Annotated in this window: 22 protein-coding genes and 2 pseudogenes; 11 read left to right on the top strand and 13 right to left on the bottom strand. The window is 65.9% G+C overall.

From position 1 onward, the window contains the following. Positions 1-71 precede the first annotated feature (71 nt). From KJP29_RS00375 to tcuB, 3 genes are read left to right on the top strand one after another with little or no spacing between them, the layout of a single operon-like run. Positions 72-755 (top strand): GntR family transcriptional regulator, encoded by a 684-nt coding sequence (locus KJP29_RS00375; protein WP_218461554.1) that lies wholly within the window; start codon positions 72-74, stop codon positions 753-755. Beyond that, the gene (tcuA, locus tag KJP29_RS00380) at positions 752-2,152 is read left to right on the top strand and encodes an FAD-dependent tricarballylate dehydrogenase TcuA (protein WP_218461555.1); all 1,401 of its coding nucleotides are present in this window, start codon (positions 752-754) and stop codon (positions 2,150-2,152) included. The genes KJP29_RS00375 and tcuA overlap by 4 nt, the downstream gene beginning before the upstream one ends. Continuing rightward, complete coding sequence (gene tcuB / locus KJP29_RS00385) at positions 2,142-3,203, top strand: tricarballylate utilization 4Fe-4S protein TcuB (RefSeq protein ID WP_218461605.1); 1,062 nt, start codon at positions 2,142-2,144, stop codon at positions 3,201-3,203. The genes tcuA and tcuB overlap by 11 nt, the downstream gene beginning before the upstream one ends. Positions 3,204-3,393: 190 nt before the next feature. Here the strand turns inward: tcuB and KJP29_RS19275 are convergent. Together KJP29_RS19275 and KJP29_RS00390 are read right to left on the bottom strand one after the other, a co-directional pair. Beyond that, positions 3,394-3,514, bottom strand: a pseudogene (locus KJP29_RS19275) (IS3 family transposase); the annotation flags it as partial. A 238-nt stretch (positions 3,515-3,752) separates the two neighbouring features. Next, on the bottom strand, positions 3,753-4,616 hold the full coding sequence (locus KJP29_RS00390; RefSeq protein ID WP_255553369.1) for a sulfatase/phosphatase domain-containing protein: 864 nt from the start codon (positions 4,614-4,616) through the stop codon (positions 3,753-3,755). On the opposite strand from KJP29_RS00390, the pseudogene KJP29_RS00395 reads away from it, so the two are divergent. The 3 genes and pseudogenes from KJP29_RS00395 to pcaF all read left to right on the top strand — a co-directional run. After that, a pseudogene (locus tag KJP29_RS00395) lies at positions 4,513-5,130 on the top strand (3-oxoacid CoA-transferase subunit A); the annotation flags it as partial. The gene KJP29_RS00390 and the pseudogene KJP29_RS00395 overlap by 104 nt on opposite strands. Next, complete coding sequence (locus tag KJP29_RS00400) at positions 5,127-5,816, top strand: 3-oxoacid CoA-transferase subunit B (protein ID WP_218461557.1); 690 nt, start codon at positions 5,127-5,129, stop codon at positions 5,814-5,816. The pseudogene KJP29_RS00395 and the gene KJP29_RS00400, both read left to right, overlap by 4 nt. Then, entirely contained in the window at positions 5,813-7,006 is a 1,194-nt protein-coding gene (pcaF, locus tag KJP29_RS00405; protein WP_218461558.1) for a 3-oxoadipyl-CoA thiolase, read from the top strand. The genes KJP29_RS00400 and pcaF overlap by 4 nt, the downstream gene beginning before the upstream one ends. A 36-nt stretch (positions 7,007-7,042) precedes the next feature. Here pcaF and KJP29_RS00410 read toward each other — a convergent pair whose 3' ends face one another. From KJP29_RS00410 to KJP29_RS00430, 5 genes are all read right to left on the bottom strand, one after another. Then, positions 7,043-8,062: a biotin-dependent carboxyltransferase family protein gene (locus KJP29_RS00410; protein ID WP_218461559.1), complete on the bottom strand. Its 1,020-nt coding sequence runs from the start codon at positions 8,060-8,062 to the stop codon at positions 7,043-7,045. Then, entirely contained in the window at positions 8,055-8,768 is a 714-nt protein-coding gene (locus KJP29_RS00415) for an allophanate hydrolase subunit 1 (RefSeq protein WP_218461560.1), read from the bottom strand. The genes KJP29_RS00410 and KJP29_RS00415 overlap by 8 nt, the downstream gene beginning before the upstream one ends. After that, positions 8,765-9,532 (bottom strand): LamB/YcsF family protein, encoded by a 768-nt coding sequence (locus KJP29_RS00420; RefSeq protein ID WP_218461561.1) that lies wholly within the window; start codon positions 9,530-9,532, stop codon positions 8,765-8,767. Before KJP29_RS00420 ends, KJP29_RS00415 begins: the two co-directional genes overlap by 4 nt. Before the next feature lie 88 nt (positions 9,533-9,620). Further along, complete coding sequence (locus tag KJP29_RS00425; RefSeq protein WP_218461562.1) at positions 9,621-10,274, bottom strand: EthD domain-containing protein; 654 nt, start codon at positions 10,272-10,274, stop codon at positions 9,621-9,623. 1 nt (position 10,275) lies between these two features. After that, positions 10,276-11,082: a sugar phosphate isomerase/epimerase gene (locus KJP29_RS00430; RefSeq protein ID WP_218461563.1), complete on the bottom strand. Its 807-nt coding sequence runs from the start codon at positions 11,080-11,082 to the stop codon at positions 10,276-10,278. 103 nt (positions 11,083-11,185) lie between these two features. On the opposite strand from KJP29_RS00430, the gene KJP29_RS00435 reads away from it, so the two are divergent. Beyond that, complete coding sequence (locus KJP29_RS00435) at positions 11,186-11,593, top strand: nuclear transport factor 2 family protein (protein WP_218461564.1); 408 nt, start codon at positions 11,186-11,188, stop codon at positions 11,591-11,593. Here KJP29_RS00435 and KJP29_RS00440 read toward each other — a convergent pair. From KJP29_RS00440 to KJP29_RS00460, 5 genes are all read right to left on the bottom strand, one after another. Next, a complete protein-coding gene (locus KJP29_RS00440; RefSeq protein ID WP_218461565.1) occupies positions 11,576-12,487 on the bottom strand; it encodes an SDR family oxidoreductase in 912 nt (303 codons plus the stop codon). The genes KJP29_RS00435 and KJP29_RS00440 overlap by 18 nt on opposite strands. 12 nt (positions 12,488-12,499) lie before the next feature. Continuing rightward, the gene (locus KJP29_RS00445) at positions 12,500-13,816 is read right to left on the bottom strand and encodes a TRAP transporter large permease (RefSeq protein WP_370630747.1); all 1,317 of its coding nucleotides are present in this window, start codon (positions 13,814-13,816) and stop codon (positions 12,500-12,502) included. After that, positions 13,813-14,361, bottom strand: a complete 549-nt coding sequence (locus KJP29_RS00450) for a TRAP transporter small permease (protein ID WP_218461566.1) — start codon at positions 14,359-14,361, stop codon at positions 13,813-13,815. The genes KJP29_RS00445 and KJP29_RS00450 overlap by 4 nt, the downstream gene beginning before the upstream one ends. A 75-nt stretch (positions 14,362-14,436) precedes the next feature. Then, positions 14,437-15,585 carry a C4-dicarboxylate TRAP transporter substrate-binding protein gene (locus tag KJP29_RS00455; protein ID WP_218461567.1) on the bottom strand — a complete coding sequence of 383 codons (1,149 nt, stop codon included), beginning with the start codon at positions 15,583-15,585 and terminating at the stop codon, positions 14,437-14,439. Positions 15,586-16,150: 565 nt separating this feature from the next. Continuing rightward, the gene (locus KJP29_RS00460; protein ID WP_218461568.1) at positions 16,151-17,809 is read right to left on the bottom strand and encodes a thiamine pyrophosphate-dependent enzyme; all 1,659 of its coding nucleotides are present in this window, start codon (positions 17,807-17,809) and stop codon (positions 16,151-16,153) included. Positions 17,810-17,942: 133 nt separating this feature from the next. Between KJP29_RS00460 and KJP29_RS00465 the strand changes: the two genes are divergently transcribed. The 4 genes from KJP29_RS00465 (at position 17,943) to KJP29_RS00480 (ending at position 20,775) form a co-directional block, all read left to right on the top strand. Further along, positions 17,943-18,557 carry a trimeric intracellular cation channel family protein gene (locus KJP29_RS00465; protein WP_218461569.1) on the top strand — a complete coding sequence of 205 codons (615 nt, stop codon included), beginning with the start codon at positions 17,943-17,945 and terminating at the stop codon, positions 18,555-18,557. Between the two features lie 141 nt (positions 18,558-18,698). Beyond that, positions 18,699-19,367 carry a phosphatidylserine decarboxylase gene (locus KJP29_RS00470; RefSeq protein WP_218461570.1) on the top strand — a complete coding sequence of 223 codons (669 nt, stop codon included), beginning with the start codon at positions 18,699-18,701 and terminating at the stop codon, positions 19,365-19,367. Positions 19,368-19,369: 2 nt separating this feature from the next. After that, positions 19,370-20,152 carry a phosphatidylcholine/phosphatidylserine synthase gene (locus KJP29_RS00475; RefSeq protein ID WP_218461571.1) on the top strand — a complete coding sequence of 261 codons (783 nt, stop codon included), beginning with the start codon at positions 19,370-19,372 and terminating at the stop codon, positions 20,150-20,152. 2 nt (positions 20,153-20,154) lie between these two features. Then, the gene (locus KJP29_RS00480; RefSeq protein ID WP_218461572.1) at positions 20,155-20,775 is read left to right on the top strand and encodes a class I SAM-dependent methyltransferase; all 621 of its coding nucleotides are present in this window, start codon (positions 20,155-20,157) and stop codon (positions 20,773-20,775) included. Positions 20,776-20,982: 207 nt separating this feature from the next. Here KJP29_RS00480 and cls read toward each other — a convergent pair whose 3' ends face one another. Then, positions 20,983-22,446 carry a cardiolipin synthase gene (gene cls, locus KJP29_RS00485; protein WP_255553371.1) on the bottom strand — a complete coding sequence of 488 codons (1,464 nt, stop codon included), beginning with the start codon at positions 22,444-22,446 and terminating at the stop codon, positions 20,983-20,985. Between the last annotated feature and the right edge of the window lie 42 nt (positions 22,447-22,488).

Here is a 22,488-nt window from a genome sequence, read left to right on the forward strand (position 1 = left end):
CCTCCGGGGAACTTGACGCCTTATGGATACACTTGTATCCAACTGCATACAATATGAAACCGGAGGCCCGGATGACCACCGAAGACGAAAGCACACCGCAGGGGAATGTGGCCTATGCCCGGCTGTTGACCGAACTGCGCGAAGGTCGGCTCAACCCCGGCGACCGCCTGCGGGAAACCGAGCTTGCCGAGCGTCTTGGCATGTCGCGCACGCCGGTGCGCGAGGCGATCCGCCTGCTCGAAGCCGATGACATCGTCACCCATATGCCGCGGCAGGGGGCCAGCGTGCGCACGCTTGATTACGCCGAGGTAATGGAGCTTTACGAAATGCGCGCCGTGCTCGAAGGCACTGCCGCGCGGCTCGCGGCGCGGGCGGCGTCGGAGATCGAGCTTGAAGAGCTTTACGAGATGAACCGCCAGATGGCGGCGCTGGGAAACGGGGCCGAGGCGTTCATCCTCAACCGCCAGTTCCACGGCGCGATGCTCGATGCCGCACGCAACCGGTTTCTCGCGCGGTCGATCCGGTCCCTGCAAAAGACCCTGATGATTCTGGGGCCGACGACGCTGACCGAACCCGACCGGGCCGAAAAGGCGGTCGAGGAACATTTTGGCGTGCTGGATGCGATCAAGGCCCGCGACGGGTCCCTAGCCGAAGCCGCCATGCGCGCCCATATCGCGGCGGCGCAGCGTGTGCGGGTGCGCGCCCTGCGCGCCCAGCCTGACCGCACCAGCGGTCATGACGGAGACCTCCTGTGACCCAGACCTCACCCAACCCCGACATCGCCATCATCGGCGGCGGCAACGCGGCGCTCTGCGCGGCGATCACGGCGGCCGAGGCGGGCGCGCGCGTGCTCATCCTCGAGACCGCGCCGAAACCCTATCGCGGCGGCAACTCCCGCCACACCCGCAACTTTCGCTGCATGCACCACGGTCCGCTCGGCCCGCTCGTGGACAGCTATTCCGAGGACGAATATCTGGCCGACCTGATGAAGGTCACCGGCGGCAAGACCGACGAGACGCTCGCGCGGCTGGCCATCCGCACCTCGGAGGAATGCCTGCCGTGGATGGAGGCGCATGGCGTGCGCTTCCAGCCGTCGCTGTCGGGCACCCTGTCGCTCGCGCGGACCAACGCCTTTTTCCTCGGCGGCGGCAAGAGCCTCGTCAATGCCTATTACCGCACGGCCGAGGCGCTTGGCGTGGCGGTGGAATACGAGGCCGCCGTTACCCATCTGGAACTGGACGGCGACCGGGTGGTCCGGGTGGATTACACGCAGAACGGCGAGACGCAGAGCATCACGCCGAAATCCGTGGTCGTCGCCTCTGGCGGGTTTCAGGCCGACACCGACTGGCTCGCCCGTGCCTGGGGACCGGCAGCCAGGAACTTTCTCATCCGGGGCACGCCCTACAACCGCGGCGTTGTGCTGGCCGACCTCCTGGATCAGGGCGTCGAGCAGGTGGGCGACCCCACGCAATGCCATGCCGTCGCCATCGACGGGCGCGCGCCGAAATTCGACGGGGGCATCGTCACCCGGCTGGACTGCGTGCCCTTTTCCATCGTGGTGAACAAGGACGCGCAGCGCTTTTATGACGAGGGCGAGGATGTCTGGCCCAAACGCTACGCCATCTGGGGCCGCCTCGTCGCCGCCCAGCCCGATCAGGTGGGCTATGTCATCATCGACGCCAAGTCGCTGGAGCTGTTCATGCCCTCGGTGTTTCCGCCGATCAAGGCGGACACGCTCGAAGATCTGGCGGCCAAGATGGGCCTGCCTGCGGACGCGCTGGTCGAGACCGTGACGCGCTTCAATGCGGCCTGCGGCGATACCTCGGGCTTTCACCCGACCGAGCTTGACGGCGTGGCGACCACGGGCCTTGAGCCGCCCAAGACGAACTGGGCGCGCCCGATCACCGAGCCTCCGTTCTACGGCTATTCGCTGCGCACCGGGGTCACCTTTACCTATCTCGGGCTAAAGGTGGACGAGCGCGCGCAATGCACCATCGCGGGCCGCAGGGTCCAGAACCTCTGGGCCGCGGGCGAAACCATGGCCGGGTCGATCCTTGGCCAGGGCTATCTCGCCGGGTTCGGCATGACCATCGGAACCGTTTTCGGACGTATCGCAGGCAAGGAGGCCGCCGCCCATGCAAATGCAAACTGATCTGCTGGAAGAGGCCCGGCGTCAGGCCGAGATCTGCAACGCCTGCCGCTACTGCGAGGGCTATTGCTCGGTCTTCCCGGCGCTCCACGCCGAACGCGCCTTCAGCGACGGGAACCTCACGCAGCTTGCCAACCTCTGCCACAACTGCCGGGGCTGTTCCTATGCCTGCCAATATACCGCCCCGCATGAGTTCAACCTGAACCTGCCGCAGGCGCTGGCCAATGTGCGGCAGGACAGTTGGGAGAGCTTCGCCTTCCCCCGCGCCGCCGGCACCGCGTTCCAGAAGCACGGCCTGCGGATCGCGGTGGCGACCGTCATCGGCTTTGCGCTGCTGTTCTGGGTGATCCGCGCGCTGCCCACGGCGGGGGGCGACGGGTTCTATGCCGCCCTGTCGCACAACGCGATGGTGGCGATCTTTCTGCCCGCCTTCCTGTTCCCGCTGGCGAGCATCGCGATCAGCCTGCGCCGCTACTGGCGGCACATCGGGGCGGGTCCGTTTCGCCCTGCCCATCTGGTCGCGGCCTTCAGGCAGGTGGCCAACATGCGAAACCTCAAGGGCGGACATGGCGACGGCTGCAATTTCGAGGATGAAGACCGCTTTTCCCATGCCCGGCGCCGGGCGCATCAGGCGGTGATGTATGGCTTTCTGCTGTGCTTTGCCTCGACCAGCGCCGGGACGATCCTGCACTACATCTTCGACTTGCCCGCGCCCTACGGGTTCTGGTCGCTGCCCAAGCTGCTTGGCGTCTCGGGCGGGCTCTTGCTGGTCGTGGGCTGTGCGGAGATGATCCGGCTCAAGCTGCGCGCCGATCCCGACCTTGGTGCCACCGGTGCCTTCGGCGGCGAGGTCGCCTTTGTCGGACTTCTGGGCTTCGTCGGCCTGAGTGGGCTTGTGCTCTATGCGCTGGGACAGACGGCCATGATGCCCGCGCTGCTGGCGATCCACCTTGGAGCGGTGCTGGCGTTCTTCCTGCTCACGCCCTTCACCAAGATGGCGCATGGGTTTTACCGTCTGGCCGCCCTGACAGCTGATGCGCAAAGGAAAGGATAGGTTACCAAGCCGCTGACTCGGCGCTCGCATTAGGGCCTCGTCGATCTGAACCTCTTGCAGACCATGCTCAGGCATGGCCGTGAGGCGTTGGTATGCGCGTGTCTTACCTCGACTCTGTAGGACTAGCCTTTGGAACTGGTGCTTCAGACGCTGGTAGAAGAAATTGGGGAACTGTGGTATCTTGGCAGTTGTCGTTCACTTTCCAAGCTGTCTCTCTCAGCAGGGTCGTGATGCGGCGATAGCCATAGCGGCCGTATTGGCGGGCCTGCTCGCTGGATCATTTCCGCCACCGGCCGTTCTTCATCAGTGCGTCGCTCAGAGAGTGCGAATGTGCCGCTCAAGAAGCCGTGGGCCGAGCAAGAAGCTGAGTCTCGCAGATTTGGTGACGCCCGCTGTTATGCGCGAGGCGATCGTGCATCTTGTCGGGGCGGATCGCACGGGTGGTCCGCTACAACGCGCGGCGTACGCCGGACATCGAGCGCCGTGAGCAGTTGCGGGCGCTGGCCAACGAGCGCCGACCGCACACGGCACCGTCATCACCTCGACCCGTCACGCCGGATGGATCGCCCGCGGGCTTTCGTCCATCTGGCCGATCATCCGGTCCAGAAGCCGCCGGGTCAGACTGGCCTGAACCTCGGCATAGGCCGGATCGTCCCACTTGTTGTCGATGTTCTCGGGGTCGGCCTTGCGGTCATAAAGTTCGCCCCAACCTTCCCCGCCCGGCACGACCAGCGTCCAGTCCTCGGTGACCAGCGACCTGATCCGGGCAGGTGCCTGATAGCCCTGCCGCGCGTTGGCGTCGTTGTATTCCACCATGATCTCGGTCCGTTCGCCTTCTGCGCCCTCCAGCACAGGCAGGAACGATTGCCCCTGCACGCCATTATAGGGCGTCAGCCCGGCCCGCGCGAGGATCGTGGGCGCGATGTCGACGGTCGAGGTCAGGGCAGCACACCGCGCGGGCTGATCCGCGACGGCAGGATCGCTCCAGACCAGCGGCACCTTGTTGATCGACTCGCGCATCCACGGCCCCTTGAGCAAGAGATCGCTGTCGCCAAGGTAATCGCCGTGGTCCGAGGTAAAGATCACGACCGTGTTCCCGGCCCGGCCCGAAGCCTCCAGGGCATCGAGAATCTCGCCCACCGCGTCGTCGATCATCGTGATCATCCCGGCGGTCAGCGCCATCGCCTCTTTCAGGTGCTGTTCGTCGGCCATGAAGGAAAAGGTCCGCGCGGCGGGCGGCGTGCCTGCCTCGTAGTCGCGTCGCAGATGCGCGAGCGGCACCGGCGGAGCTTTGTGGTCGGCGTAGCGGGCGCCGATCGAGCTGATCCACGCCCTGATCGACCATGGCGCGAAACACCTTACCGTGGTGAACAACAACGCGGGCAACGGCCATGTGGGTCTCGCCGCGCTCATCGAACAGGGACAGGTGGACAAGCTGATCTGTTCCTTCCCGCGCTCGGCCGATCCCACCGTCTTTGTCGAGGCCTACACGGCCGGCAAGATCGCGCTCGAGATCGTCCCCCAGGGCACGCTGGCCGAACGGATCCGGGCCGGAGGCGCGGGCATCCCGGCGTTCTACACACCGACCGCCTTCGGCACCGACGTGGCCGAGGGCAAGCCGGTCGAGGTCTTTGACGGCCGGTCCTATGTGCAGGAGCGCTGGCTCAAGGCCGATTATGCGCTCGTCAAGGGCGAGCTTGGCGACCCGCACGGCAACTTGACCTACCGGATGGCCGGACGGAACTTCAATCCGGTGATGGCCATGGCCGCCAACGTGACCATCGCGCAGGTGTCGAAGATCGTCCCCCTGGGCGGGATCGACCCTGAACATGTGATCACGCCGGGCATCTTCGTGCAGAGGCTGGTCGAGGTCGCGAACGCGGCGCAGGAAGAAGACCTGAACCGGGCGGAGGCCGTCTATCCATGACCGATCTTGACGCCAAAAAGCTTTCCAACGCCCAGATCGCCTGGCGCGCGGCACAGGACATCGAGGACGGCGCTTATGTCAACCTCGGCATCGGCTTTCCCGAAATGGTCGCCCGCTTTCAGCCGCTGGGTAAACAGGCAATTTTCCACACCGAGAACGGCGTTCTCGACTTCGGCGAGGCTCCGGCCCCCGGCGCGGAAGACTGGGACCTGATCAACGCCGGGAAAAAGGCGATCACCCTGAAACCCGGCACCTCCTTTTTCCACCATGCCGACAGCTTCGCCATGGTGCGCGGCGGCCACCTCGACGTCGCGATCCTCGGTGCCTACGAGGTCGCGCAGAATGGCGACCTCGCGAACTGGTCGACCGGCAAGGGCGGCATTCCCGCCGTCGGCGGGGCGATGGACCTGGTGCAATCCGCCAGACGCATCGCCGTGCTGACCGACCACGTGACGAAAAGGGGCGACCCCAAGCTGGTCACGGCCTGCTCCCTCCCCTTGACCGGCGTCGCCTGCGTCACGCGCATCTACACGTCGCTCGCCGTGGTGGATGTGCAGGACGGGCATTTCGTCCTGCGTGAAAAGGTCCCCGCCGTCTCCATGGACACCCTGCAATCCCTGACCGGCGCGCCTTTGCACACCGATGGCAACGTGGCCGACCTGATCTGTCCCGAGGACCTGGCATGACCGACGTCTTTATCTGCGACTATATCCGAACCCCCATCGGCCGCTTCGGTGGCGCCCTCGCCCCGGTGCGCACCGACGATCTGGGCGCGGTCCCCATCACCGCGCTCATGGGCCGCAACACGGGTGTGGACTGGGCCGCGGTGGACGAGGTCTTCTACGGCTGCGCCAACCAGGCGGGGGAGGACAACCGCAACGTCGCGCGCATGTCGGCACTGCTCGCCGGCCTGCCCGACGCAGTGCCCGGCACGACGATGAACCGGCTCTGCGGCTCCGGCATGGATGCTGTCATCACCGCGGCACGGGCGATCCGCGCGGGCGAGATCGACCTCGCCATCGCGGGCGGCGTCGAAAGCATGTCGCGCGCGCCCTTCGTCATGCCCAAGGCGGAAAGCGCCTATTCCCGCGCGAACGCGGTCCATGACACCACTATCGGCTGGCGGTTCATCAACCCGGTGATGAAGGCGCAGTACGGCGTCGAGTCCATGCCCGAAACGGCCGAGAACGTGGCCGATGACTTTGGCGTCAGCCGCGCCGACCAGGACGCCTTCGCGCTCCGGTCACAGGACAAGGCGGCAGCGGCCCAGGCCTCGGGTCGGCTCGCGCGCGAGATCGTTCCGGTGACGATCAAGTCCCGCAAGGGCGATACCGTGGTCGATACCGATGAACACCCCCGCGCCACCTCGCTCGACAAACTCGCAGCGCTCAAACCCATCGTGCGCGCGGATGGCACCGTGACCGCCGGCAATGCCTCGGGCGTGAACGACGGGGCGGCGGCGCTGATCCTCGCCTCGGAGGCGGCGGCGCAAACGCATGGCCTTAGCCCCATCGCCCGGGTTCTGGGCGGCGCGACGGCCGGGGTCGCGCCTCGCATCATGGGGTTCGGACCGGCACCCGCGTCAAAGAAACTGATGGCGCGGCTCGGGCTCACCGCCGACGACTTCGCCGTGATCGAACTGAACGAGGCGTTCGCCTCTCAGGGTCTCGCCACGCTGCGCGATCTCGGCATCGCCCACGACGACCCCCGCGTGAACCCCAATGGCGGTGCAATCGCGCTCGGCCATCCGCTCGGGATGTCGGGCGCGCGGATCACCGGCTCGGCCATGCTCGACCTGAAGCCCGGCGAGATCTCGCTCTCGACCATGTGCATCGGCGTCGGTCAGGGCATTGCCATCGCGCTCGAACGGCTCTGACAGCTTCAGCTGATCCCCGACACCAACAGACCTCCCTCACGTCTCTTCGCCGACGATCCCGCTGATCAGGTTCTCGCGCATCAGGCGTTCAGACAGGGACCCGCGCGGCGTCGCGATCCGGTCCATCGCATCTTTGCGCCGCAGCGCCACGCGCCTGCTTTCGGCAATGGCCTCCTGCGGGGTCACGGGCTTGAAACGCAGTTTCTGGCCCGGCCGGGCCTGCGCCAGTCGGTCGGTATGGTGCATGGGGATCGTCGCGATCTTGGGATAGCCCCCCGTGGTCTGGTGATCCGCCAGCAGCACGCTCGCCACCCCATCGCCCGCGACCTGCACCGCGCCCCGCAGCGCGGGTTCCGAAGGGATCGACAGCGCGTCGGCCAGGTCGAGCGCGGGGCCGTCGAGCCGCATCCCCATCCGGTCGAATACCGGAGTGACCCCGAATGGCCCGGTCACGAAGGCCTCGAGCGCATCGGGCGCGAAGGCCGCTTCCTGCGGGCCCATGACGACGGGGACCTCCACCGGATCCCGGCCAAGACCATCGCTCAGTTCCGTTGCGATAACGCCCTCCCGCTCGGGCACCGTCCGGGCATCGTCAATCGTGATCACGCTGCCGCTCGTCACCACCCCACCCCCTAGGCCCGACGCCGCATGGGTGGCGCCATGACCCAGCCAGCGCTCGGTGCGAAGGCTCCCGGCAAAGGCAAGCGTGCACCAATTGCCAAAGCCTCCGGGCCGGATCGTCAGCCGACCGCCCTCGGTCAGCCGCCCCACCGTCCATGAGCCGGCGCGCTGCCCGTCGACCTCGACGGTGAAACCGCCGCCACAGACCGCGAAAGCCACTTCGCCCCTCTGGCAGGTCAGCAATAGGCCCCCCATCGACACCTCGATGGCCGTCGCATCGGCACTCAGTCCCAACGCGGCGAGCGCGGCATCATGTGCGAAGCGGTCCATCGGCCCGGAGGCCGGAACCCCGAAGCGCAGGTATCCCACGCGACCCCGGTCCTGATAGGACACATGCGGCCCGGCCTGAGTGACCTTCAGCACCGCCTCAACCATGGCCCTCACCCATCCGCACCTCATACTCCGCGCGTGAAATCCGGCGAAACCGGACCGGGTCGCCGACGTCGAACAGGAAAGGTCGCTCGGAACCCCGCGACAGGACCTTCGTCGGCGAGCGGCCGATGATCGACCATCCCGTCGGCATCGTCAGCGTGGTGACGAGGCATTGTTCGCCCGCGATGATCACGCTGCCCGCGGGCACATCGCGCACCGCGGCGGACTTGCGCGGCACGCGGATCGCCTCGGGCACGCCGGACATGTAGGCGTAGCCCGGCGCGAAGCCGTACATGCGCACCCGGAAATCGCCGTTAAGAAACCGCTCGCAGACCGCCTCTTCCGACAGGGATTTGGCCGTGGCCACCGCCCGCAGATCGGGCGCGAAATCGTCGTCGAAGCAGACCTCCACCACCCGCTCCGTTCCGGCCAGATCGTCCGTCGCCGCGTCACGGGCAAGCGCGCGGACAGACTCCGTCAGGCTGTCATGATCCGTCACGAGCGGATCGAACACCACGAGGAGATTGACCATCGCAGGCACGACCTCGCAAACGCCGGGGGGCGGCGCTTCTGCGATCCTGCGGTCGAGGGTGAGGATTTGCTGCGCGACGGCGTCAGAAGATACGGTGCCGTATGTAACTAGCAGCCCGCAATCTCCGACCGCGCGAAAGCTGGGGAAATCCTCCTGTTCTGGGGGCGCTTGCGTCATCCCTCCACCGCCACGAAGGGCGCGACACTCACGCCCGCCCCTTCAAGCGCGCGGCGAAGAACGCCGGCCGTGTCTAGAGCACCCGGCGTGTCGCCATGGAGACAGATCGAGTCGGCCGCCAGCCGGATCCGCCCGCCTCCCAGCACCGGCATCTCGCCGCTTTCGAGCATCGACAACATCCGCGCAACGATCTCGTCCGTGTCGTGCAGCACCGCGCCGGGGGTGCCGCGCGGCACGAGCTGACCGTCGGCTTGATAGGCCCGGTCGGCGAAAACCTCGGAAAAGGTCGGATGCCCCGCCTCCCGCGACAGCCTGTCCAGCACGGTCCCCGAAATCGCAAGGATCGGAAGCGCGGTGTCAATGGCCCTCACGGCACCAAGGATCGCGCCCGCCACCTCCCGGTCGGCCGCCGCCAGATTGGCCAGCGCGCCATGCGGTTTGACATAGCGCACCTGGCCCTGCGTCAGGCCCGCCGCCCCCTTCAGCGCCCCGATCTGGACCGCGACCATCGCCGCGATCTGATCCGGCGTCATCGGGATCACCCGGCGGCCGAACCCGGAAAGGTCCGCATAGCCCGGATGCGCCCCGATCACGACGCCCTTCTCCCGCGCGACACGGGTCGCTGTGGCCATCGTGTCCGGATCGCCCGCATGGCCGCCACAGGCGATATTGGCGCTGGTCACGATGTCGAACATCGCGGCGTCCTCCGCCATCGCCCAGGCCCCGAAGCCTTCGCCAAGGTCGGCGTTGAGGTCGATCTTCATCGGTTCTGTCCGCCTTTTTCCAGTCCTGCCTCACAGCCCGAGTAAAGACCGCGACCGGAGCAAGGGCAAGCCGGCGTCGCCCGACCCCTCAGGCGTCCATGGGGACCCGCTTCGCCTCGGTATAGGTCAGATAGGCGGCGAACCCTCCGCCGGACAGGGCAAGCGGTTCGAGGATCGGCCCCTCCGGCGCCAGAAGATCGGCGGCCCCCGCGCCAAGGGGCAATTCGGCAAAGAGGAACCAGCCGGGAACCTCGCCCTTCTCTTCGGCGGCATCGGGGGTGTCGATGCGGCCCACGGTGCGTTCGCCGTGACAGGCAACCACCTGCCCGATCCGGGCGAGAGCCGTCTCGACCGCGACGTCCTCTGCTTCTGACACATGGGCCACGACCCGGCGCAGGCTCGGTGCCTGGCTGTCCTCCTGGCGGACCGACCAGCACCCGAGCCGGTTCGACAGGAACCGCGCCTCGTCGGCCCGAAGCTCCGCAACCCGGTCCCAGCCCTCGATCTTGTCAAGGATCCCCGCGCTCACGCCATAGGCGATCTCGGCGATCCCGTCGCAGGTCGAGTTTATGCCCGGACTGGACGCAAGTGGCCGGATCACGTGGTTCTGGATATACCAGACGAGGTCCGGCAGCTCCCGCGCGATGTCGGCATGAGGTCCGGACCAATGCGCGTGGAAGGCGGCGGGCGTCATGTCGTCCCTGCGCCAGATGATCGTGTTTCGCTTGTTGGGCTGGGTCACGTCACGCCTCCTCGAACGCCGCAGCCATCGCGATGCGGGCCATCCGGATCGCCTCCGCCGCCTTTTGCGCGGGCGTCCATCCGGCGAGGCGCGGATGCGAACAGGGCGCTTCGATGTCGATGCGCACATCGTCGGGCAGGCCACGCAGAAACCGGATCACGTCAAACTCGCCGTCTCCCGGATAACGCCGGTCCGCCACCGCCTCGTGCAGCCATTCATCCTCGGGCCGGGACAGGGGGCCGTCGCAGAGCTGGCCGTGCCCGATAGGTGCGCGGCGCGGCGCATAAAGCGACTCGAGCCCGCCCTCGTTGCGGTAGAAATGCAGGATGTCGGCGGAAATCGTCGCCGGGTAGTCGATCGACAGCAGGAAATCCTCGGCCTGCGGCAAGGTGTTGATCAGCCCAAAGGCGTGGAACTCCAGATGCGGTTCGATCCCGCGGTCCTTGGCGCGCAGGGCAAAGGCATCGAAGGTGTCGCGCGCGCGGCTCAGGTCCTGCTTTTCCAAGGTGACCGTGATGCGCTTGCCGCCAAGGATCGCGGCCACGTCGAGGTTCGCGTCGAACATGTCGGGGGTGTAGCTGTCGGGCAGCGAGAATACGTCCATCCCATAGAACTCGACGCCCAGCCGATCCGCCTGCGCGCGCAGGGCCTTGGCTTGTGTCTCGGTCTCGACAAAGGGGCTGCCTGAACGAGCCGAGCGTGTCACGAAGAGCGACACGGCAGGCACGCCGTTCTGTGCGGCGATGTCCACAAGCTCTTCCGGCTGGCTCCCCGCGGCGGCAAGCTGGTGAAGGCAAAGTCGGTCCATGTTTCTCTCCATGATTTTGCGCCATCCTCGCAGTTTTGCATATTTATAACCACCAATTTGTATTATTGAGAGTGGATTAAGATGATTGGACAGGAGGAACCAGATGAGTGACGAGAACGACATTCGCCGGCGGATCGAACTCTATTGTGACGCGGTGAACCGGCGTGGCGGGGCGGCTTGGATCGACTGCTGGTGGCCCGACGCTCTCTGGACGATCTACGACCGCAGGATCGAGGGCGCGCAGGAGATCCTGACGACGTGGGAAGGGGCCATGGCGGGCTATTCCCAGATCCATTTCTTCGCGCAGGTCGGGACGATGGACATCGACGGCGACCGGGCACGGCTCCGCGTCTATACGACCGAATATCTCACGACGATCGAGGGTGCGCAGCGTCTTCAGGTCGGGGAATACGATGACCTGATGGACAAGCGTGACGGCCACTGGCGTTTCGCGCACCGCGCCTACAGGGTGCGCGAGCAACGCCATGTGCCATCAGGCGAGCGCGGGTAACTCCTGCCGCGCCGCCCAGTCTTCCAGCGAGGTGAGCGTCACCGGCAATTCGGCCAACACAGGCCCCATGTCGACCGAAAAGGGCTTCGCCACCGGGTCATTGTACCAGGTGTATTTCTTCGTCATCTCGCGGGCGAGCGTGTCGCGCTCGAGCGTCGCGGTCTGCGAGAACACGTTCGCCATGACCTCGCCGCAGGTTTCGACCGGCATCGACTTGAACCGAAGCGGCATGTCCCAGACCCGGCCCAGACGGCGTGCAAGGTCCGGTCCCCGGATCGCCTCCGGCCCGCCGACCGGGAAAATCCGCCCGGCCAGGTGCGGGCGCTCGGCAGCCGCGATCATCAGTTTTGCCAGATCGTCATGGCAGATCCAGCAGACGTCGAGGTCTTCGCGGTGTGGATAATGGATCAGGTGATCCCCCGCGATCTCGGGCCAGGCCCAGGCCTTCAGCAGGTTGTCGAGATAGACGACCGGCTGGATCGTCACCGCAGGCACTCCCGCCCCCATCACGATATGGCGCATCTCGAGCCGCGCATCCTGCGCCTTGATGTCCATCATCTCGTCGGGCAGCGGCATCGAGGTGTTGAAGACGAGCATCTTCACCGTAGGGTTCTCGGAAGCCGCCTTCGCGATCACCTCGGTCGCGGCCAAAAGCGGCTCGGCGGCTTGAAACGAGGTCGAAGGCAGGTTCAGAAGGACGGCATCCGCCCCCTCCATCGCCGCGACGAGGCTCTTGTGATCGTCGTAATTCACCGCGCGCGGCACCGCGCCCTCGGGCAGACCGGCGCCCGCCGGATTGCGCGCGATGGCGATGGGCGTGTGACCGGCGGCGAGCGCGGCCTTGACCTGCGCCAGCCCCTGATCCCCGGTGGCGGAAAATATGGCGAGCTTCATGGTCTCTCCTCCTCAATTCATCAGGTTCGGCAGGAACAGCACGACACCCGGCACCGCGATGATGAAAAAGAGCACCACGATATCGGCAATCAGGAACCGCGTCGTGCCCTTGAAGATCGCGCCCAGCGAAATCCGCTTGTCCACCACGTTCTTGAGCACGAAGACGTTGAGCCCGATGGGCGGCGTGATCATTCCGACCTCGAGCAGCTTGGCAAGGAAGATGCCCAGCCACAGCTCATGCACGCCCAGCGACGCGGCGACCGGCAGCACGATGGGCAGCGTGATGATCATCGCCCCGGTGGGCTCCAGGAACATGCCGAGGATCAGGTAGACCACCATCAACGCCATGAGGAACAGGAAGGGCGACGAGGACACCGCGCTCACCACGTCCGAGATGTAGCCATCCACACCGGAGAGCGCCACGAAGCGCGCCAGAAGGTTCGCGCCGATCACGATGAACAGAAGCGCCGCGGTGGTGATGAAGCTCTCGCCCACCGACAGCCGGAACGTCCGCCATGTCAGCTTGCGCTGCGCCAGCGCGATGAGCGTGCAGAGCGCGGCCCCCACGGCCCCGGCCTCGGTCGGGGTGAAGAGCCCGGCGAAGAGACCGCCAAAGACCAGAAGCGCCAGAAGGAGCGCAGGTGTCACACCGGCCAGCATGCGGAATTTCTCGCGCATGGTGAAGGCCTCGGTCGCGCGCGGGGCGACGCCGGGAACCATCCAGGCCCAGCCCACGACCACGATGACATAGGACAGCGCCGACAAGAGCCCGATGCCGACTCCCCCAAGGAACAGAAGGTTGATCGGCACCTCGGCGATGATGCCGTAGAGGATGAGCAGGATCGACGGTGGAATGAGCGCCCCGATGGTGCCCGAAGCCGCAACCGTGCCGGTGGCAAGTCGCGGATCATACCCGTGGCGCAGCATCTCCGGCACCGCGATCTTGCCCATGGCCGCAGCCGTGGCGACCGACGATCCGGTCACGGCCGCGAAACCCGACGCGCCAAAGATCGACGCGACAGCAAGACCGGCAGGAAGCCGTGACAACCACGCCCGCGCCGCCTCGAAAAGCCCTGCCGTGATCCCCGTGTGATAGGCGAGATACCCCATGAGCAGGAACATCGGGATCGACGACAGCTCCCAGCTTGCCGCGAAGTCGTAGGGGATCGTCTTGAGCGCCCCGATGGCCGGCCGCCAGCCGAACATCGCGTAGATGCCCGCGAAAGGCACGAGGAACAGCGATACAGCGATCGGAACGCGCAGAAGGATCAGCAGAAAAAGGACACCCAGCCCGATCAGGCCGATGTCGACATTGGTCAGTTCGGTCATTGCGCCTCTCCGATCTCTTCCGAGAAGGCACGAAGTCTCTGACCACCATCCTGCGCATTGGCGCCGAAGAGATAGGCGATGAACTTGAGCGCGAAGAGGAGCGACAGGAACCCGTATCCCAGCGGCGCAGAGAAGCGGACCGGCCAGGTGATGATCTTCTGGCCGCGCTCGATCTCGAACGTGCCCGCCGCGTATTTCGACAGCGCCTCGTCCCAGACGGCATAGGCGATAAAGCCGGTGACGATCATGCAGACGAGAAAGATCCAGCCATAAAGATGCTTCTGCACGCCGCCCGGAAAGGCGGCCGTGAGCACCTCGACCGACACGTGCTTGTCGATCCGTTCGACAAAAGCCAGCGGCAGGAACGTGATGAGAGGCATGTAGTAGTTGGACACGAGCGTGAGCGTGGCGGGCACCGGGGCGTTGAAGAGGTTCTTCATCACCACGTCCGCCGTCACCTGCACCATCATGACGATGACCGCGATGGCCGCCACCCAGCTCATGACGAGCGTGGCCGCGTCGATTATTCTTAGAACTGCGCGCATGGTCCGCCCGTCTTCCTGGTCTTGTCTAGGAACGATGCGGGCCGGGGACTTGCCCCGACCCGAAACGGATGTGCCTTATTCGACGCCGTAGGTGGCGACATCGACCTTGGAGTAGATCTCGTCGATGTAGAGCTGACGAAGGGCTTCGATGCTGCCATCGGTCTCGTTCGTGAGGCCTTTCCACTTCTCGATCAGGTCGGTGATCGTGGCGATCTTCTCGTCCACGTTTTCAAGCCCGTACTGGTTCACGTATTGCTCACGCACGACCGGCTGGTCCAGCGCCACGAACTCGGTGATCAGGGCCTTGTCCTCGTCGGTCGCACGGAAGACCGTCTTGCCGGCTTCCTCGAAGGCCTGAACACCCGCGGCATTGCGCTCCACGTTCAGCTTCCACGAGGTCAGAGCCAGCGTGCCACCCGCATGCATCACGGCGCGCCGCTGGTCTTCGCTCAGGTTGGCCCACGTGTCCCGGTTGACGTTGGCCGTGCCTAGACCGGCGAACATACTGCCCGGAATACCGTCGAGGAAGTAATCGGCAATCTCGATGTAGCGAAGCCCGACAAGGTTCTCGGCCGCATTGGCGGAACAATCGACGTTGCCGGTCGAAAGCGCGTCATAGATTTCGTTGCCCGACAGCGCCACACGGGTGCCGCCAAAATGCTCGACGAACCGCCCCGCATCGGCCGCACCGGTGCGCACCTTCATGCCAGACAGATCGGCGATGGTCGCCACCGGCTTGTTGCAGACGAAGCCGTAGTCGATCGCAGCACCACCCGACAGGTAGACCGTGTTCAGCCCCTTGAGCTGTTCCTGGCAGTCCGGACAGTTGAGCATGATGTATTCCATCGACGCCCCGATCATGGCCGGGCCGGCATAGGTGGCCTGCGTCCCGGAAGTGGCCAGCATGCCAAGATCCGCGGCGAGGTTCAGTTCCGAAAACTCCGCCGGAAAATAGGGGAAGAGCGTATAGCCCACATCCGCGAGCCCGTCCCGCACGCCGCCCAGCATCTCGCCCAGCGAGAGGAGCGACATGGAGAAGACCTTCACGTCCATATCGGCCGTTTCCTTGAGCTCCTCGGCAAAGGCGAGCGCCCCGTCATAGTTGTAGCTGCTTTCCGGAAGTCCGACCGCGTAGCGCAGATCCTGTGCAACGAGCGGCGTGGTCATCGCGACGGCGGTAAACCCGAAGGCGCCGAGGCGCAGGGCTGTCTTGACAGATTTCATGTGAGTTCCTCCCTTGTGAAACGCCGATCCACCCCTCTCTCCCCGAAGGTCTACGGATCAGCCTTGTGCATTCTGCCCGGAGCGCCGACCGTGCGGCTGTCAGAGCGAATACGGAATGCTGCGACATCGTCTAAAAATACACAGCATATGTAAATTGTATACGCAAGTGTTTTCTGCAATCTCCGATATTGCTTCACAAGCGCGCCGGACCTGCCTATCGCGCGAGATCACCGACCAACGGATCGCGGCCCCAAGCGGCGAGTAAACGGCTTGAATGGCACAATTTGTTTGGACCGATCGCCGCAGTGTCGTTTTGGCCAAATCGGGTCCCGTGCTTCATAGAGGGTGCGCGAGAACGCGCGATACAAGCCTTTAACTACTGAATCTCGAGCCTATCGTCGCAGCACTGGCGCGACCGCAGAGGTGCAATATGACCCATTGACGAAACCTCTACCCAATCGACCGACGCTGTCGGGACGGATCGGACCTCCACTCGAATCCGGGACCTCGAGTTTTGTATACGCGATGCCACCAAAGATACGCGCAGCGCGTCAGGAATGCCGCCTCACCCGCCCCGCAACGCTGAAATTGTCGTGCGGGTCGAGATCCGGTCGGGGTCCGTCATCAGTTCGATCACCGTCGGCCCGTCATGGTCGAACGCGGCCAGAAGCGCGGGCTTGAAGGCTTCGGTCGTCGTCACCCTCGTATGTGCGGCACCCAGCCCCGTCGCGATCTGCCCGATGTCCGTGGTCATGATCCTTGTGCCCGACACCCGGCCGGGATGCTCGCGCTCCTGATGCATGCGGATCGTCCCATAGGTCCCGTTGTTGAAGACCAGCACGATAGGTCGCGCGCCGTGTTGGACCGCGGTCGCGATCTCCATCCCCGACATCATGAAACCGCCGTCGCCGACAAAGGCCACGACCTGCCGCGAAGGGTCTGCGAGCGACGCAGCCACGGCCGCCGGAACCGCATAGCCCATCGAGCCACAAGTCGAGCCGATCTGCCGCCCGGGCCGCCCGAAACGCAGGAACCGCTGAGGCCAACCGGTGTGGTTGCCCGCGTCCAGCGTGATGACCGCATCCGCCGGGATCAGATCGCGCACCTCCGCCATGGCCTGCCCCATGTCGAGCGGGAAGTCATGCGGCGGAGGATCAATGTCGGCAAGGTGCTCGCCGCGCAGCGTCTCCCTCCATACGCCATCGGATGGTCGCGGTGCCTGCGCCCTCAACGCCTCCACCGCGGCTTCCGGCCCGGACACGACCCCAAGGTCCGGGGCATAGACCCGCCCGATCTCGTTCGCATCGACATGGATATGGATAAGCCTCTGCGCCGGGTTGGGCACCGAGAGCGTCGAATAAGTTCGTGTCGTGATCTCCCCCAGCCGCGCCCCGATGACCAGAAGCAGGTCCGCCTCGGCCACCCGGCGGATGAGTGCAGGCGCGACCCCGGTCCCGAACTCGCCGACGTAATGATCCGACCGGTTGTCGATCACGTCCTGCCGCCGGAAGCTCGTCGCGACCGGCAGGTCATTGGCCCGCGCGAAGTCCAGAAGCGCCGCCGTGCCGGCATCGCTCCACCCCGACCCGCCCGCGATCACCAGCGGCCGCGCGGCACCGGCGAGCGTGTCCATGACCGCCTCCGCCTCGCCCGCCGTCATCCCCGGCACGCTCGGCGTAAAGGGCCGGGCATCCGCGACGCGCACCACCTCGGTCAGCATGTCCTCGGGAAGCGCCAACACCACCGGACCCGGCCGGCCCGAGGTCGCCATCCGAAAAGCCCGCGCCATGTATTCCGGGATCCGCTCGGCCCGGTCGATCTGCGCAGCCCATTTCGCGACCGGGGCGAACATCTGGCGATAGTCGATCTCCTGGAAACTCTCCCGGTCCATCGTGTCGCGCCCGACCTGCCCCACGAGCAGGATCATCGGCGTCGAATCCTGAAAGGCGATATGGACCCCCACCGCCGCATGACAGGCCCCCGGCCCCCGCGTCACCATGCAAATCCCGGGCCGTCCGGTCAGCTTGCCATAGGCCTCGGCCATGTCTGCCGCCCCGGCCTCGTGCCGCGCATTGTAAAGCGTGAAGCGGTCCTTCACGTCATGCAGCGCGTCCAGCACCTCGAGGTAGCTCTCCCCCGGCACGCAGTAGGCACAGTCGGCCCCATGGATCAGAAGCTGATCCACCAGCACCTTGCCGCCGGTCCGTTCCTGAATGTCCGTCATGGGACCCTCCCGTTTTTCGCCATGCCGCACGATCCGGCCCCGATTGTCCAGTGCCCCGGGGGGAGAGGCCTCTGGACAGGCGTGGGCCCATGGCCGACCTTGCCCGCCAGAAGACCGCTCAAGGAGACCCCGCATGGACACGCTGCCGATGAGCCTCTGGCTCGACCTTCTGGGCACCTTCGTCTTCGGTCTCTCCGGCGGCATGCTCGCGGTGCGCCGCAACCTCGATCTCTTCGGGATCGCGGTGCTCGCCGGGGCGGCGGCGCTCTTCGGCGGAGTGATCCGTGACGTCACGCTGGGCGCGACGCCGCCCGCCGCGCTCTCCGACAGCCGCTATGTGCTGGCGGCCCTCGCCGCCGCCGCGCTCGCCTTCTTCGCCCATCCCCTGATCGACTGGGTGGCCAAGCCCGTCATGGTCCTCGATGCGATGGGGCTGGGGCTCTTCGCCGTCGTCGGTTGCCGCAAGGCGCTCGATCTCGGCGTAGGTCCGCTGCCCGCGATGCTCCTCGGCGTGGTCTCTGCCGTCGGTGGCGGGGTGATCCGCGACCTCCTCGTCACCGAAGTGCCCCGCGTCCTGCGCGAGGAAATCTACGCCCTCGCCGCGATGCTCGGCGCCGGTATCGTGGTCCTCGGACAGCTTCTCGACCTGCCTCAGGGCCCCACCGCGCTTGCCGCCGCAACGCTCACCGCGCTTTTCCGCATGGTCAGCGTCTGGCGCGGCTGGCACCTGCCCCGCGCGGGGAGCTGATCCCCGACCGGACCCGGTCCGCGCATCCTGCGCCCGAGCGCCCGACCCACCTTTGCATTCCCCCCGATCCGGCCTATTGAGGTGGGGATATTGACTCGCAGTCAACAAACCACTCAACAGACCACTGGCCCGGAGCCCCACATGCGGATGCGCGACACCTTCCTCAAACCGATGCACCCCGAAGGGCGCCGGTTCGTCGCGATCTTCGCCGCCGTCACACTCGTCCTATTCGTCCTGTCCGAGTATCTGGGCTGGATCGGCGTCGGCCTGACCGTCTGGTGCTACTACTTCTTCCGCGACCCCGAGCGCGTGACCCCGGAGCGCGAGGGCCTCATCGTGAGCCCTGCCGACGGCATCGTGTCGCTCATCGAACTCGCCGTCCCGCCCGCTGAACTGGGTATGTCCGACCAGCCGCTTACCCGCGTGAGCGTCTTCATGAGCGTCTTCAACTGCCACGTGAACCGCGCCCCCATCGCGGGCGAGGTCATGGCCATCGCCTACCGCCCCGGCAAATTCTTCAACGCCTCGCTCGACAAGGCGAGCGTGGACAACGAGCGCAATTCCCTGCGCATCCGCACGGCGCAGGGCGTGGACATCGCCGTGGTCCAGATCGCGGGCCTCGTCGCCCGCCGCATCGTCTGTTTCGTGAGCGAGGGCGACAGCCTGTCCACCGGCGAACGCTTCGGCCTCATCCGCTTCGGCTCCCGGCTCGACGTCTACCTCCCCGAAGGCACCGCCCCCATGGTCCAGATCGGCCAGACCATGATCGCGGGCGAAACCCCCATCGCCCGCCTCGGCAGGGCGGACTGACCATGGCGAATGTCTCCGGCAAGCTCCCGACAGAGTTCCCGCTGATCCAGCTTCTGCCCAACATGCTGACCATCACCGCGATATGCGCCGGTCTCTCGGCCATGCGCGAAGGTTATCAGGGCGATTTCGTCACCGCCGTGCAGCTGATCCTCGCCGCCGCCATCCTCGACGGCCTCGACGGGCGCATCGCCCGGCTTCTGGGCAGCGACAGCCGCCTCGGGGCCGAACTGGACTCGCTCGCCGATTTCCTGAACTTCGGGGTCGCGCCGGGGCTGGTGCTCTATTTCTGGGTGCTTCAGGACCTGCCAAGCGCGGCCTGGCTCGCCGTGCTGGCCTATGCCGTCTGCTGCGTCATGCGCCTCGCCCGGTTCAACGTGACGGACAAGATCCCCGACAGCCTCGACGACACGGATCCCGACCGGCCCTGCCCCCAGAACGCCTATTTCACCGGTGTCCCCGCCCCGGCCGGCGCCATGCTTGTGATGCTCCCCATGTTCCTGTCCTTCGCCTTTTCCGACGCGCCGATCCTGCCCGGCATCGTGATCTGCTTCTACATGATCGCCGTCGGCCTCCTGATGATCAGCCGGATCCCCACCTGGTCCTTCAAGAAGACCACCATCTCGCGCGCCAACGTGAAGCCCTTTCTCGTCGTCTTCGGCGTGGTCGCGGCGGCGGTCATGATCCAGCCCTGGAGCACGCTGGCCTTTCTCTGCCTCGCCTATGTGGGCATGGTCATCTGGGGTCTCGTCTCGCGGGGCCGGGACGCAAGGACCAAAAGGATCTGACGATGGACATCAAGGCGGTTCAGACATCCTATGCCCGCTGGGCGCCGGTCTATGACCGGACCTTCGGGGCGGTGACCAACACCGGACGCCGGCGCGCCGTGGCCCATATCAGCACGCGGTCCGGCACCGTACTCGAGGTGGGCGTCGGCACCGGCCTGTCACTGGCCCATTACAAGCCCGACCTCTCCGTCACCGGCATCGACTTCTCGGAAGAGATGCTGGGCAAGGCCCGCCAGAAGGTCGAGGACCAGAACCTCACCCACGTAAAGAGCCTGCGCCAGATGGACGCGCGCACTCTCGACTTCCCCGACGCGAGCTTCGACACCGTCGCCGCCATGCACGTGCTCTCCGTCGTCCCCGAACCCGAGCGTGTCATGTCCGAAATCGCCCGCGTCCTGAAACCGGGCGGAGAGGTCGTCATCACCAACCACTTCAAACGCGACACGGGCTTTCTCGCCGCCGTCGAACGCGTCGCCGCGCCCCTCTCGAACGTCCTGGGCTGGCATTCGGACTTCGAAATCGAAACGGTCCTTCAGGAACCCTCGCTCGTCATCAAAGAGCAAGGCACCCTGCCGCCCCTCGGCATGATGACCTTCCTTGTCCTCGAAAAATCCTCTGACTGACCCCGTCATCCCGCACGGACCCTGCCCCCTTCTCTGGTCCAGAAATATCCCGGGAGGGTCCGGGAGGGCAGCGCCCTCCCGGCCGGTCGGATTTCGCGAAGCGAAATTCGAACCAAACTCAACCAGTCGGATTTCGCGAAGCGAAATCCGAGCCGAACTCAACCAGCCGGACGTCGCGAACCGAAAGCCGACCCGCTCACAAAGCCCTCACAACACCGGCCCGGCAATCGCAACCGCGTTCTGCCAAAGCCGCCGGACCGGATGCCAGCCCGCGATGGTCTCCGACGTGACCTCGACACAGTCGGCAAGATAGTCCTCCTGCCGCCGGCGCAGCGCCGTCGCGGGTTCCGCCCCCACGAAGAGGATGTTGTTCTCGAAATTGAGGTCGAAACTCCGCCGATCCATGTTCGCCGAACCGATGAGCCCATAGGTCCCGTCCACGATCACCGTCTTGGAATGCAGAAGCCCGGGCCCGTATTCAAAGATCCGCACCCCCGCCATGATCAGGTCGTAGTAGTAGCTCCGGCTCGCCGAACCCACGAGGCGGCTGTCGTTGCGCGCCGGGAAGATCATCTTCACCGCCACCCCCCGGTTCGCCGCCGCCACCAGCGCCGACTGGATCGCCTCCGAGGGCACATAGTAGGGCGTCGTGATGAAAAGCTCGTTCTGCGCCGAATAGATGAGCGAGGTGAAAAGCTCCGGCATCGCCGAGGGACGCAGCCCGGGCCCCGTCGCGATCACCTGCGCCGCGACACCCTCGGGCGCGGTCAGCCCGTTGCCTTGGGTCGGTCGGTGGTCTTCGAGCAGATGCCCGATCTCGTCGCTCTCGTCCTTGTTCTCGAGCCAGTCCGCCAGGAACACCGCCTGGTTCTGCCAGGCCACCGGCCCCGTGAAGCGCATTATCACGTCAATCCAGGGCGCATAGCGGCGCTTCTGCACGAAGGACGGATGGGCGGCGTTCTGGCTGCCACAGTAGGTGATGGTCCCGTCGATCACCACGATCTTGCGGTGATTGCGCAGGTCGATCCGCCCCACGATCACCCGGAGGAGCGGATTGCCCACCTGCGACGCCCGCGCGAGTCCGACCCCGGATTCCGCCATCCGCTGCCAGATCGGCGCCCGGATAAGCCGCCGCGACCCAAGGTCGTCGGCAATCGCGCGCACCGTCACCCCGCGTTCGGCGGCCCGGATCAGCGCCTCGGCCAGCCGCGTCCCGCTCTCGTCCGCGACCCAGATGTAGAACTCCACATGCACATGGTCTCGCGCCGCGTCGATGTCCTCGATCATCGCGTCGATGCTCGCGATGCTGTCGGGCAGAAGCGTCGCACTGTTGCCAAACGAGGGCGCGAAGCCGCTGATCGACTGTCCCACGCGAAAGAGCGCCGCATGGCCCGGCGACATGGCCGGATAGGGCGTCGCCATCTTGGGGTCGGAGGCCTCGATCCGGGGCAGGTTGCGCGCGAGGTTGCGCCTGACCCGACGCAGCCGCTCGCTCCGGCGCCGCCCCAGCCGGATCTCTCCGAACATGACATAGGCCACGACACCGACGAACGGCAGCGCAAGCACCGTCAGAACCCAGGCCGCCCGCGCCGCCGGATCGCGGTGGGGACGTTGCAGCACCCTGAGGATGGTAGCAGCGTGAATGAGATAACCGGCGACGATCCAGAACATGCCCAAGCTGTCACCGGAAGCCGTCCGCCGTGCAAGAGGAAG

This window comes from Maritimibacter sp. DP1N21-5 (genome assembly GCF_019218295.1).
GTDB lineage: Bacteria > Pseudomonadota > Alphaproteobacteria > Rhodobacterales > Rhodobacteraceae > Maritimibacter.

Bases quoted from the DNA above. Each gene is read 5' to 3' on its own strand.
- KJP29_RS00375 (WP_218461554.1), top strand. From the start codon at position 72: ATGACCACCGAAGACGAAAGCACACCGCAGGGGAATGTGGCCTATGCC.
- tcuB (WP_218461605.1), top strand. From the start codon at position 2,142: ATGCAAACTGATCTGCTGGAAGAGGCCCGGCGTCAGGCCGAGATCTGC.
- KJP29_RS00390 (WP_255553369.1), bottom strand. From the start codon at position 4,616: ATGAGCGCGGCGAGACCCACATGGCCGTTGCCCGCGTTGTTGTTCACC.
- KJP29_RS00400 (WP_218461557.1), top strand. From the start codon at position 5,127: ATGACCGATCTTGACGCCAAAAAGCTTTCCAACGCCCAGATCGCCTGG.
- pcaF (WP_218461558.1), top strand. From the start codon at position 5,813: ATGACCGACGTCTTTATCTGCGACTATATCCGAACCCCCATCGGCCGC.
- KJP29_RS00410 (WP_218461559.1), bottom strand. From the start codon at position 8,062: ATGGTTGAGGCGGTGCTGAAGGTCACTCAGGCCGGGCCGCATGTGTCC.
- KJP29_RS00415 (WP_218461560.1), bottom strand. From the start codon at position 8,768: ATGACGCAAGCGCCCCCAGAACAGGAGGATTTCCCCAGCTTTCGCGCG.
- KJP29_RS00420 (WP_218461561.1), bottom strand. From the start codon at position 9,532: ATGAAGATCGACCTCAACGCCGACCTTGGCGAAGGCTTCGGGGCCTGG.
- KJP29_RS00430 (WP_218461563.1), bottom strand. From the start codon at position 11,082: ATGGACCGACTTTGCCTTCACCAGCTTGCCGCCGCGGGGAGCCAGCCG.
- KJP29_RS00435 (WP_218461564.1), top strand. From the start codon at position 11,186: ATGAGTGACGAGAACGACATTCGCCGGCGGATCGAACTCTATTGTGAC.
- KJP29_RS00440 (WP_218461565.1), bottom strand. From the start codon at position 12,487: ATGAAGCTCGCCATATTTTCCGCCACCGGGGATCAGGGGCTGGCGCAG.
- KJP29_RS00445 (WP_370630747.1), bottom strand. From the start codon at position 13,816: ATGACCGAACTGACCAATGTCGACATCGGCCTGATCGGGCTGGGTGTC.
- KJP29_RS00450 (WP_218461566.1), bottom strand. From the start codon at position 14,361: ATGCGCGCAGTTCTAAGAATAATCGACGCGGCCACGCTCGTCATGAGC.
- KJP29_RS00455 (WP_218461567.1), bottom strand. From the start codon at position 15,585: ATGAAATCTGTCAAGACAGCCCTGCGCCTCGGCGCCTTCGGGTTTACC.
- KJP29_RS00460 (WP_218461568.1), bottom strand. From the start codon at position 17,809: ATGACGGACATTCAGGAACGGACCGGCGGCAAGGTGCTGGTGGATCAG.
- KJP29_RS00465 (WP_218461569.1), top strand. From the start codon at position 17,943: ATGGACACGCTGCCGATGAGCCTCTGGCTCGACCTTCTGGGCACCTTC.
- KJP29_RS00470 (WP_218461570.1), top strand. From the start codon at position 18,699: ATGCGGATGCGCGACACCTTCCTCAAACCGATGCACCCCGAAGGGCGC.
- KJP29_RS00475 (WP_218461571.1), top strand. From the start codon at position 19,370: ATGGCGAATGTCTCCGGCAAGCTCCCGACAGAGTTCCCGCTGATCCAG.
- KJP29_RS00480 (WP_218461572.1), top strand. From the start codon at position 20,155: ATGGACATCAAGGCGGTTCAGACATCCTATGCCCGCTGGGCGCCGGTC.
- cls (WP_255553371.1), bottom strand. From the start codon at position 22,446: ATGTTCTGGATCGTCGCCGGTTATCTCATTCACGCTGCTACCATCCTC.